Origin of the sequence: Tsukamurella sp. TY48 (assembly GCF_019656655.1) — a bacterium.
Taxonomy (GTDB): domain Bacteria; phylum Actinomycetota; class Actinomycetes; order Mycobacteriales; family Mycobacteriaceae; genus Tsukamurella; species Tsukamurella strandjordii.
On record NZ_BPMV01000001.1, the window covers coordinates 1,926,892 to 1,938,147 of the forward strand.

9 protein-coding genes are annotated in these 11,256 nt (G+C 68.6%); 4 read left to right on the forward strand and 5 right to left on the reverse strand.

Features of this window, described 5'->3' with window-relative positions:
* Position 1: 1 nt before the first annotated feature.
* Positions 2 to 853, reverse strand: a complete 852-nt coding sequence (locus TTY48_RS09320) for an oxygenase MpaB family protein (protein ID WP_220657229.1) — start codon at positions 851 to 853, stop codon at positions 2 to 4.
* Complete coding sequence (locus TTY48_RS09325) at positions 850 to 2,340, reverse strand: aldehyde dehydrogenase family protein (RefSeq protein ID WP_220657230.1); 1,491 nt, start codon at positions 2,338 to 2,340, stop codon at positions 850 to 852. Before TTY48_RS09325 ends, TTY48_RS09320 begins: the two co-directional genes overlap by 4 nt.
* A 127-nt stretch (positions 2,341 to 2,467) precedes the next feature.
* On the opposite strand from TTY48_RS09325, the gene TTY48_RS09330 reads away from it, so the two are divergent.
* The 3 genes from TTY48_RS09330 (at position 2,468) to TTY48_RS09340 (ending at position 4,840) form a co-directional block, all read left to right on the forward strand.
* The gene (locus tag TTY48_RS09330; protein ID WP_220657231.1) at positions 2,468 to 3,457 is read left to right on the forward strand and encodes a nitronate monooxygenase family protein; all 990 of its coding nucleotides are present in this window, start codon (positions 2,468 to 2,470) and stop codon (positions 3,455 to 3,457) included.
* The gene (locus tag TTY48_RS09335; RefSeq protein WP_220657232.1) at positions 3,454 to 4,215 is read left to right on the forward strand and encodes an enoyl-CoA hydratase-related protein; all 762 of its coding nucleotides are present in this window, start codon (positions 3,454 to 3,456) and stop codon (positions 4,213 to 4,215) included. The genes TTY48_RS09330 and TTY48_RS09335 overlap by 4 nt, the downstream gene beginning before the upstream one ends.
* A gap of 163 nt (positions 4,216 to 4,378) precedes the next feature.
* Complete coding sequence (locus TTY48_RS09340) at positions 4,379 to 4,840, forward strand: DUF805 domain-containing protein (RefSeq protein ID WP_220657233.1); 462 nt, start codon at positions 4,379 to 4,381, stop codon at positions 4,838 to 4,840.
* Positions 4,841 to 5,025: 185 nt separating this feature from the next.
* On the opposite strand, the gene TTY48_RS09345 is transcribed toward TTY48_RS09340, so the two are convergent.
* Together TTY48_RS09345 and TTY48_RS09350 are read right to left on the reverse strand one after the other, a co-directional pair.
* On the reverse strand, positions 5,026 to 7,200 hold the full coding sequence (locus tag TTY48_RS09345; RefSeq protein ID WP_220657234.1) for a 3-hydroxyacyl-CoA dehydrogenase NAD-binding domain-containing protein: 2,175 nt from the start codon (positions 7,198 to 7,200) through the stop codon (positions 5,026 to 5,028).
* A 34-nt stretch (positions 7,201 to 7,234) separates the two neighbouring features.
* Positions 7,235 to 8,443: an acetyl-CoA C-acetyltransferase gene (locus tag TTY48_RS09350; protein ID WP_255585599.1), complete on the reverse strand. Its 1,209-nt coding sequence runs from the start codon at positions 8,441 to 8,443 to the stop codon at positions 7,235 to 7,237.
* Between the two features lie 111 nt (positions 8,444 to 8,554).
* Here TTY48_RS09350 and TTY48_RS09355 point away from each other — a divergent pair, with 111 nt between their 5' ends.
* Positions 8,555 to 10,138: a long-chain-fatty-acid--CoA ligase gene (locus TTY48_RS09355; RefSeq protein ID WP_220657236.1), complete on the forward strand. Its 1,584-nt coding sequence runs from the start codon at positions 8,555 to 8,557 to the stop codon at positions 10,136 to 10,138.
* Positions 10,139 to 10,199: 61 nt separating this feature from the next.
* Here the strand turns inward: TTY48_RS09355 and TTY48_RS09360 are convergent, their stop codons facing one another.
* Positions 10,200 to 11,144: an oxygenase MpaB family protein gene (locus TTY48_RS09360; RefSeq protein ID WP_220657237.1), complete on the reverse strand. Its 945-nt coding sequence runs from the start codon at positions 11,142 to 11,144 to the stop codon at positions 10,200 to 10,202.
* Between the last annotated feature and the right edge of the window lie 112 nt (positions 11,145 to 11,256).

Here is an 11,256-nt window from a genome sequence, read left to right on the forward strand (position 1 = left end):
GTCAGGCGAAGGTGCCGAGGGTGGACGGGTCGATCGAGGCCCGCCGCCCGGCGAACTCGGGGTACGAGCGCGCGTCGGTGGTCTGGAAGGCGGAGACGGTGCGCTGCGGCAGGGCCCCGGCGAATCGGCCGCGCAGCCGCAGCGCGCTGCGCAGCACGGGACCCAGCCCGGGACGGGGCTTCGGGAAGCCGAAGGCCTGCGTCATCCGGCCGTCGATCAGCGCCTCCACCGCGGTGGCGACCAACCCGCGGGGCACCGGGTACCAGGACGCCAGCAGATCCACGGTGTACCTGCCGATCTCGGCGTTGGTGTCGGTGTAGACGAAGGTGCGCCGCTCGTAGTCCTCCTTGAACTGCTGGAGTTCGTGGAAGTCGGAGGGGATGTCGCGGATGCCCATCCGCTTGCCCACCTCGCGGTAGAACTCGAAGGCGGCGATCTTCTCGTGCGGGTGCAGCGGCCGGTAGCCGTAGGCGTCGATCCAGTCCAGCGGGTCGTAGATGAACGTGGTGAGCACGTACATCAGATCGTCGTTGCTGATGTCGTAGCGGTGGTGCATCTGGTTCACCCGGCGCAGCGAGGCCTTGCCGCGGGGCGCGTCGTAGCCGTACTCGATCAGCTCGGCCATGAGCATCGCGGTGTCGTCGTAGCGCTTCTGCGGTCGCTCCCGGAATTCTCCGGTCTTCGACAGCAGGGCGCTGATGGTGGGCACGCAGTACGTGCGGAACAGCGCGAACTCGAGCGCGCGCACGTAGTCCCAGGGGAACTCGTACATCGCGGTGATCCGGTGGATCTCCTGGTGATCGCGCACCGGGTCGAGGGCGGCGATCCGCTCGAGGTGGCTGCGCCGGCTCACCGCGAGTAGACCTTGGCCAGCATCATCCGCACGGTCTTCATATCGCGCTCCTTGCGGTTGAAGGTCAGCAGGTTCATCGGCAGCGCGAACTTCTGCGCGGCCACGGACTGCGGGCGGCTGAACTCGCGCAGGCCGTCGGCGCCGTGGATGCGGCCGAAGCCGGAATCGCCGATGCCGCCGAAGGGCAGGGCGGGCACCGAGGCGAAGGAGAGGAAGGAGTTGACGGCCACCGCGCCGGTGCGCAGCCGGCGGGCCAGTTCGCGGCCCTTGTTCAGGTCCTTGGTCATGATCGCGGCGGACAGCCCGTAGGTGCTGTTGTTGGCGCGGTCGATCGCCTCGTCGATGTCCTTGACGCGGTTCACCACCACGGTGGGGCCGAAGGTCTCCTCGGTCACCGCGGTCGAGTCCTCGGGCACGTCCACCAGCACCACCGGCTGGGCGGTGTTCTCGCCCACCGATTCCCGGCCACCCACGAGGGCGCGGCCGCCGCGGTTGAGGGCGTCGTCGATGTGGCTGGCGATGATCTTCAGCTGCTTGTGCATGGTGGCCGGGCCGTAGTCGGCGGAATCGTCCGAGCCGCCGTGGATCTCGCGTGATTTGGCGGCGAGCTTGTCCACGAACTCGTCGTACTTGTCGCCCACCACGTACACCCGCTCGACGCCGGCGCAGGTCTGACCCGCATTGCCGAAGGCGCCGAAGACCGCGGCGTCGACCGCGTTGTCGATGTTCGCATCGGAGTCCACGATGAAGGCGTCCTTGCCGCCGCCCTCGATGGTGACGGGGGTGAGGTTCTCGGCACAGGTGGCCATCACCTTGCGCGCGGTGGCGGCCGAACCGGTGAAGGCCAGCTTGTCGACCGCGGAACGGCACAGGGCGGCGCCGGTCTCGCCGGAGCCGTGGATCGCCTGCAGCACGGGCTGTCCGGGGCAGGCGGCGGCCCAGGTATCGGCCAGGAACTGGCCCACCGCGGGGGTCAGCTCGCTGGGCTTGAAGACGATGGCGTTGCCGGCGGCCAGCGCATACGAGATCGAGCCCATCGGGGTGTACACCGGGTAGTTCCAGGGGCCGATCACGCCGACCACGCCGAACGGGCGGTATTCGACGGTGGCGGCCAGGTTCGCACCCAGCATGCCGGTGCCGACGCTGCGCCGGCCGAGCACCTTCTCGGCGTTCTTCGCGGCCCAATCGAGGTGCACCACGGCGAGCATGACCTCGAGGAGGGCATCGTCGACGGGCTTACCGGTCTCGGCGGCGATCACCGCGGCGAGATCCTCCGCGCGGCGCGAGAGCTCGGCGCGGAAGCGCAGCAGCCAGCTGCGGCGGGCCTTCGGTTCGAGGCCGCCCCACCACTGTGCTGCGGTGTGCGCGGTGGCGACGGCGGCGTTCACCGCGGCGGCATCGGCGATGGGGAATCGGGCCACTTCGGCGCCGGTGCGGGGGTTGGTGGAGATGAGCTCTCCGGTCGAGGTCTCGGGAGCTGCGGTCATGATCGGTCCTCCACGGAAGTTAGTTCCTGTTCTCCCGCATGGTAGCGCGCGCACCGGTGGGCGGCGAGGAAATGGAGAACTCGCAAAAGTTAGAGAGCGTTCTCTCAGATGTGTTACATTCCGGACCATGTTCTCGACTCGATTCACCGAGGCCTTCGGTGTGCAGTATCCGATCGTTCAGGGCGGGATGATGTGGGTCGGCCGCGCCGAACTCGCGGCCTCCGTCTCCGAGGCCGGGGGCCTGGGGATCATCACCGCGCTCACCCAGCCGAGCCCGGACGCGCTGCGCCAGGAGATCGCGCGGGCGCGCACCCTCACGAGCAAGCCCTTCGGCGTGAACCTCACCGTGCTGCCCACCATCGATCCGCCGCCCTACGAGGAGTACCTGCGGGCTGCGGTCGAGTCGGGCATCACCATCATCGAGACCGCCGGCTCGAACCCTGCCAAGTTCCTGCCCTTCCTCAAGGACAACGGCGTCAAGGTGATTCACAAGTGCACCAGCGTGCGGCACGCGCTCAAGGCGCAGGCGATCGGTGTGGACGCGGTGTCGATCGACGGCTTCGAGTGCGCGGGGCACCCGGGTGAGGACGACATCCCCGGCCTCGTGCTGATCCCCGCGGCGGCCGATGCGCTGGAGATCCCGATCCTGGCCTCGGGCGGTATCGCCGATGCGCGCGGCATGGTGGCCGCGCTCGCCCTCGGTGCCGACGGCATCAACATGGGTAGCCGCTTCCTGTGCACCGAGGAGTCGCCGATCGCGGCCGAGGTCAAGAAGCAGATCGTGGCGAACTCGGAGCTCGATACCAAGCTCATCTTCCGGACCCTGGGCAATACCGCCCGCGTCGCGAAGAACTCCGTCTCGGTCGAGGTGGTCGAGACCGAGGCGAAGGGCTGTGAGTTCGAGGACATCCGGCACCTGGTGGCGGGGGCCCGGGGCCGCAAGGTCTTCGAGGACGGCGATGTCGAGGCCGGCATCTGGAGCGTGGGACTGTGCCAGGGCATCATCCGCGATGTGCCCTCGGTGGCCGAGCTGATCGATCGCATGGTGTCCGAGGCCCAGCAGATCATCACCGGCCGGCTCGCGGGAATGGTCGGGGCGCGGGAGACGGTGGCATGAGCGAGGATCTGCTCCGCAGCGTCGAGGGCGGGGTCCTCACCGTCACGATCAACCGTCCGCAGCGGATGAACGCCTTCGGGGTGGGGGCCTCGCGCGAGCTGGCCGGGATCATCAACGACGCCGATGCCGATCCGGACATCCGCGTGGTGGTGATCACGGGCGAGGGCAAGGCCTTCTGCACCGGCGCCGATCTGGCGGGGGAGCCGGCCACGCCGCAGGAGGCGATGGACGCGGTGAACTCCTACGTCCGCGCCATCGCCGCGGCGTCGATCCCGGTGATCGCCAAGGTGAACGGTCCGTGTGCGGGCATGGCCGTGGGGCTCGCCCTCGCCTCGGACCTGATCTTCATGGCCGAGACCGCGTACTTCCTGCTGCCCTTCGTGGGGATCGGCCTGATCCCCGACGCCGGCACCTCGGCACTGGTGCCGGGCGTGATCGGCCGGACCCGGGCGATGGGGATGGCCCTGCTGGGCAACCGCGTGTACGGCCCGGAGGCGCTGGCCACGGGGATGGTCACCGCGGTGCTCCCGGCCGCCGAGCTCGACGGTGCGGTGGCCGCGGCCGCGGCGCAGCTCGCGCACGGTCCGAAGGACGCCATCGCGCAGACCAAGCGCGCCATCAACGCCACCACCCTGGCGCAGCTCGAGGGCGCGCTGGATCGTGAGACCGCGGTCCAGGTGGATCTGCTCCAGTCCGATGATTACCGCGAGGGGGTGGCCGCCATGCTCGGCAAGCGCCGCCCCGAATTCGCCCGCTGACCGTACCCACCCCTCGGGTACGCACGACCCCGCGACGGCTGCTCGTCGCGGGGTTTCGTGCGTCCGCGGCCGGTCGCCGCCGTGACCTAACCCACGTTGTTGGTTACTGGAGCTACCGGTATTTTTCCCTTCGCACATCGTTCATTGCCAGGGGGAGAATTCAATGACATATCAGCAGTACGAGTACGCGCCCGCGCCCACGCGCGATCCTGACGATCTAGCGAAGCCGCTCTACGGTGCGTCGTTCGGTGAAGCAACGGTGCGATTCGTCAAGAACACCTTCCGCTACAGCGGCCGCGCGTCGCGGAGTGAGTTCTGGTGGGCGGTGCTCGCGCAGTTCCTGCTCTTCGTCGCGTTCGTCGTCTTCGGTGCTCTCGGTGCCGCAGTCGAGAGCAATGCCGGGTGGGCTTACACCGTGTTCGAGAACCTGGCGCGGGTCGCGGTCCTCGCATACCTGCTCTCGGTGGTCCCGTTGATCGCGCTGGCCGTCCGTCGTTTGCACGATTCCAACAATTCGGGCTGGTGGTTGCTCTGTGTGTTCATCCCGTTCTTCGGCGGCTTCACGGGGCTGGTCGTCGGATTGCTGAACAGTGAGCCTGCGGGCATCCGCTTCGACAAGGCGTAGCGAGCCCGCACCCGACTCCATCGAAACTGCGTTCCGGGACGCTTCCGGCCGGGGATCCGTCGCAGAATGCAGTCTCGGCGTGGGGTGTGCGGATTCTGCATGACGCGCGGGAACGAAACGGGAGAGGCCCGGCACCGTCGAGATGACGGTGCCGGGCCCTTTCCGTGAATCAGTGCGGCGCGGGTCTACTCGTAGGTCTCGCCGGCCTCGGCCTTGGCGACCAGCGAGGCGGGCGGGGTGAACTGGGCGCCGTACTTGGCGGCCAGATCGTTCGCGCGCGCGACGAAGGCCTTCGGGCCGATGGAGCCGTCGGGAGCCTCGTAGCCGTTGATGAACTGCATCACGCCACCGGTCCACGCGGGGAAGCCGATGCCGAAGATGGAACCGATGTTGGCGTCGGCCACCGATTCGAGCACGCCCTCGTCGAAGCAGCGCACCGTCTCGATCGACTCGATGAACAGCATCCGGTCGATCATGTCCTGCAGCGGAATGTCCTTGCCCGCCGGGAACAGATCCTTCAGTCCGGGCCACAGGCCGGCGCGTTTGCCGTCCACGTAGTCGTAGAAGCCCGCGCCGTCCTTGCGGCCGGTGCGGCCGTTGTCGACCATCGCGTCCACCACGGCGTCGCTGCCGTGCGGGGGCAGCGGCTTGCCGGCGGCCTCGGCCGCGGCGCGGGTCTCCTTGCGGATCTTCTGCGGCAGCGTCAGGGTGAGCTCGTCCATCAGCTGCAGCGGCGCCGCCGGGTAACCGGCCTGCTGGCCGGCCTGCTCGATCAGCACTGGGTTCACGCCCTCGCCCACGGCGGCGATCGCCTCGTTGACGAAGGTGCCGATCACGCGGGAGGTGAAGAAGCCGCGCGAATCGTTGACCACGATGGGGGTCTTCTTGATCTGCAGGGTGTAGTCGATCACCTTCGCCAGCACGGCGTCGGAGGTCTTCTCGCCCTTGATGATCTCGACCAGCGGCATCTTGTCCACGGGGGAGAAGAAGTGGATGCCGATGAAGTCCTCGGAGCGCTTGACGCCCTCGGCGAGGATGGTGATCGGCAGCGTCGAGGTGTTCGAGCCGAGGATGGCGTCGGGCTCGACGATGTCCTCGATCTCCTGGAACACCTTGTTCTTCACCTCGACCGACTCGAACGCGGCCTCGATCACCAGGTCGACACCCGCGAAATCGGCGGCGTCCACGGTGGGCGTGATCCGGGCCAGCAGCTCGGCCGACTTCTCGGCGGTGGTGCGGCCCTTGGCGAGCGCCTTCTCCTCGAGCTTCTCCGAGTACGCCTTGCCCTTCTTCGCGGCCTCGATGTCGATGTCCTTGAGGACCACCTCGATGCCGGCCTTGGCGGAGACGTAGGCGATGGCCGCGCCCATCATGCCGGCGCCGATCACGCCGACCTTCTTGGCCTGGTACTTCGGGTAGCCGTCGGGCCGCGAGCCGCCGCCGTTGATGTGCTGCAGATCGAAGAAGAAGGCCTTGATCATGTTCTTCGAGACCTGGCCGGTGGCCAGCGAGGTGAAGTAGCGGCCCTCGATCACGCTGGCGGTGTCGAAGTCCACCAGCGCGCCCTCCACGGCCGCGGCCATGATGGCGCGGGGCGCGGGCATCGGGGCGCCCTTGAGCTGCTTGCGCAGGTTCGCGGGGAAGGCGGGCAGGTTCGCGGCGATCGCCGGCGAGTTCGGCGAACCGCCGGGGATCTTGTAGCCCTTGACGTCCCACGGCTGCACGCCGCCCTCGGGGTTGGCCTTGATCCACGCCTTGGCGGCGGGGATGAGCTCCTCGACCGTGCCCACGACCTCGTGGACCAGGCCCACCTCCTTGGCCTTGGCCGGCTTGAGTCGCGGGCCCTGCAGCAGCACGCCCATGAGCGCACCCTGCAGGCCCAGCAGCCGCACGGTGCGGGTCACGCCGCCGCCGCCGGGCAGCAGGCCGAGCGTGACCTCGGGGAGGCCGATCTGCGAGCCGCGCACATCCGCCGCGATGCGGTGGTGGGTGGCCAGCGCGATCTCCAGGCCGCCGCCGAGCGCGGCGCCGTTGATCGCGGAGACCACGGGCTTGCCGAGGGTCTCGAGGCGGCGCAGCGCGGCCTTCATCGACTCGACGTTGTCCGAGAGGGCCTGCGCATCGGCCTTGGTGGCCTTGCGGATCAGGCCGAGGTTGCCGCCGGCGAAGAAGGTCTTCTTGGCGGAGGTGAGCACAACGCCCGTGATGGAGTCCTTCTCGGCCTCCAGGCGATCGATGGTGGCCGCCATCGACTCGCGGTACAGGTCGTTCATCGTGTTCGCGGAGCTGGTGGGGTCGTCCATCGTCAGGAGGACGATGCCGTCGGCGTCCTGCTCCCAGCGGATCATGTTGTCTGCCATGATGTTCGTTCGAATCCTTCGTAGTCCGGGGCGGTCAGAGACGCTCGATGATGGTGGCGATGCCCATGCCACCGCCGATGCAGAGGGTGATCAGGCCGTAGCGGCCGCCGGAGCGCTCGAGCTCGTCGAGCACGGTGCCCACCAGCATGGCGCCGGTGGCGCCGAGCGGGTGTCCGAGGGCGATGGCGCCGCCGTTGACGTTGACCTGCTCGCGATCGAGCTTGAAGTCCTTCATCCACTTGAGAACCACGGAGGCGAAGGCCTCGTTGAGCTCCCAGACGTCGATGTCGTCCTTGGTGAGGCCGGCCTGCTTGAGGGCCTTCTCGGTGGCCGGGGTGGGGCCGGTCAGCATGATCGTGGGGTCGGAACCGGTGATCGCGGTCGAGACGATGCGGCCGCGCGGGTTCAGGCCCGCCTTCTTGCCCGCGGCCTCGCTGCCGACCAGCACCAGGGCGGCACCGTCGACGATGCCCGAGCTGTTACCGCCCGTGTGCACGTGGTTGATCTTCTCCACGGTGTAGTACTTCTGCAGCGCCACGGCGTCGAAGCCGCCCATCGCGCCGATGCCCTCGAAGGCCGGCTTGAGCTTGCCGAGATCGGCCGGGGTGGTGCCGGGGCGACGGTGCTCGTCGTTGTCCAGGATGGTGAGGCCGTTGATGTCCTTGACCGGCACGACCGACTTGGCGAACCGGCCCTCCTCCCAGGCCTTGGCGGCGTTGGCCTGGCTCTGCGCGGCGAACTCGTCGACGTCATCGCGGGAGAAGCCCTCGATGGTGGCGATCAGGTCGGCGCCGATGCCCTGCGGCACGAAGTAGGTGTCGTAGTTGGTGGTGATGTCCTGGAACATCGCGCCACCGTCGGACCCCATCGGCACGCGCGACATCGACTCGACGCCGCCGGCGAGCACCAGCTGGTCCCAGCCCGCGCGCACCTTCTGGGCGGCGGTGTTGGTGGCCTCCAGGCCCGAACCGCAGAAGCGGTTGATCTGCACGCCCGCGACGGTGTCCGGCAGGCCGCCGGCCATGGCGGCGGCGCGGGGGATCACGCCGCCCTGCTCGCCCACCGGGGCGACGACGCCGAGCACGATGTCGTCGATATCCGCCGGATCGAGGGTGGGGAAACGGGTCTTGACCTCGTCGATCAGGCCGACCACGAGGTCGATCGGCTTGGTCGCGTGCAGCGAGCCGCCGCGCTGCTTACCGCGCGGAGTGCGGATGGCCTCGTAGATGAATGCGTCGGACACGGTGTTCCTTCCTGGTGTGCTGTCCCGTCGGAGCATCACAAGTGAATCACTATTCTCTAACTTTTAGCGATTCGGCTCCGATCGAACATGTTCTAGAACACAATCGCATACATGACCGCTGAAGAGAACATCGCCTGGTATCCCCGCACCGAGGAGCCCCGCAGCTCCCAGCGCAATACCTGGAACAATCAAGTCCGCAACCACGCCGTCATGCGCGGCGATCAGACCGCCCTGCGGTTCCTCGACAAGAGCGTCACGTGGGCGGGCTTCGCCGACCGCATCGGCGCCTTCGCGGGCGCCCTCGCCGAGCGCGGCATCAAGGCCGGCGACCGGGTGCTGATCCTCGGCCTCAACCGCATCGAGTACGTCGAGGCGGCCCTCGGCGTCACCGCCCTCGGCGCCATCGCGGTGCCGGTCAACTTCCGCATGGCGCCGCCCGAGGTGGCGTACCTGGTGCAGGACACCGCGTGCAGCGCCGTGGTCTACGAGGCGCCCTTCGATCCGCTGGTCGCCGGCGTTGCGGGCGCGGGCGCCGAGTTCGGCCTGCGCATCCGTTTCGACGGTGCCGACGAGGCCGCGGGAGCGCTCGGCTTCGAGGACCTGATCGCCGAGGGCCGCCCGGATCCCCGGATCGACGTGCCCGAGGATTCGCCCGCGCTGATCATGTACACCTCGGGCACCACCGGCCGCCCCAAGGGCGCCGTGCTCACCCACATCAACATGGCCGCGCAGGGCTGGACCAATCTGGTCGCCCCCGGCTCGGTCGACCCCGACGCCGTGGGCGCGATCGCCGTCCCGATGTTCCACATCGCCGGCTTCGGCGTACTGGCCACGGCCTTCCTGCAGGGCCTGACCTCCGTGATCTTCCCGCTCGGCGCTTTCGACCCGGCGCAGACGCTGGACGCGCTCGAACGCGAGGGCATCACCAGTATGTTCATGGTGCCGATGCAGTGGCAGCTCGCGGTGAACGAGCAGAAGGCGCGGCCGCGCAACCTCAAGCTCCGCTACGTGTGGTGGGGCGCCGCCCCCGCGAGCGAGACGCTGCTGCGCGAACTCACCGACACCTTCCCCGACGCCGAGATCTGCGCCGTCTTCGGGCAGACCGAGATGTCGCCGGTCACCTGCGCGCTCTCCGGCGCCGACACGCTGCGCAAGTTCGGCTCCGTGGGCCGGGTGGTGCGCACCGTCGCCGCCCGCGTGATCGACGCGGACGGCAACGACGTGCCGCGCGGCGAGATCGGCGAGATCGTGTACCGCGGCCCGAACATGATGTCCGGCTACTGGAACAACCTCCAGGCCACGCAGGAGGCCTTCGCGGGCGGCTGGTTCCACTCGGGCGATCTGGTGCGGATGGACGACGAGGGCTTCGTCTACGTGGTGGACCGCGCCAAGGACATGATCATCTCGGGCGGCGAGAACATCTACTCGCAGGAGGTCGAGAACGCGGTCGCGGCGCATCCGGATGTGACCGAGGTGGCGGTGATCGGCCGGCCCGACGAGAAGTGGGGTGAGGCCGTGGTGGCGGTGGTGCAGTTGCGCGAGGGCGCCGCGCTCACCGTCGAGGCCCTCTCGGAGTTCCTCACCGAGCACATCGCCCGGTACAAGCACCCGCGCGATGTGATCGTGATCGACGCCCTGCCGCGCAACCCCACGGGCAAGATCACCAAGCCCACGCTGCGCCAGCAGTTCAGCTGATCCGGCCGCGAACCACGAAAGCCGGGCTTCCCCACGGGAGCCCGGCTTTCGTCGGATCGGATCAGACCAGCGGACGGCCGAGCTTGGCCCGGGTGCGCATATCGGTGAGCAGCAGCCGGTACGGCAGCTGCCCGATCGCGACCGGCACGAACCGGTTCGCGAAACCCACCAGGCGCCAGAAGCCGTCGAACAGCCGCTGATCGCGCGCCGACCACTCGATCTCCATGGCCTCCCGGAACTTCGGCGCGAGGAAACCGGCGGTCTGGAACCGGGAGAAGGCCTTGAGCGGGCCCGGGACGGTGCCCACGAAGGTGAGGTCCACCAGCTGGCGCAGGTAGTCGCGGGTATCCGGGGTGGGCGCGATCTTGGTGCGGCACAGCTCGACCCACACCGCGTCGAACTCCTCCGGGGTGGCCGGCCACTGATCGGGATGCACCTGCAGCGTGGTGCCGAGCGGGGCGGCGTCGCGGTAGAACAGTGCGCGCTGCTCGGGGCTCATCGGGCCGCGCAGCAGGGTGTGGGTGTCCTCGAAGCCCACGTACAGGCACATGGCCACCCACAGCTGCAGGTTGCGGTCCATGGCGTTGTACTTGACCGGGCTCTTCTCGGTGCTGCGGACCTGACGGTGCGCGGTGTTCACGGCCTCCCGGTAGCGCTTCTTATCGTCCGCGGTGCCCAGCACGGCCACCGCCAGGTAGGTGAAGGTGGTGCGGGTGCGCTTGATCGGATGCTTGTACAGCGCCCCCGATTCGACGGGCGACTCCATCACGCCGTAGGCCACGGGGGGATCGATCAGCTGCATCACCACGTTCGCCGGGCCGGCCGCGGACGAGGGCGCGGTCATCGAATCCGCCAGCGTGGTGAGTACGTGCGCCGCCCGCGCGGGTGTCGAGATCGGGATCCGGTACCCCTGCGCGACCGGGTCGACGAGGCCCGCCACCGCGGCCGGGTGCGCGGCCGCCGGATCAGCGGGGCTCGTGACGATGCGCTCTGCGCTCGTGGTCATGAGCGGTTCCTCCAAGTGTTCGCACCGAAGCGGTGTGTGAATGTTCACTTACTTATAGGCTTGACGGTACACCGAGGAGGGCCTTACGTCAGTGAGTACTCTCTATGCGGAC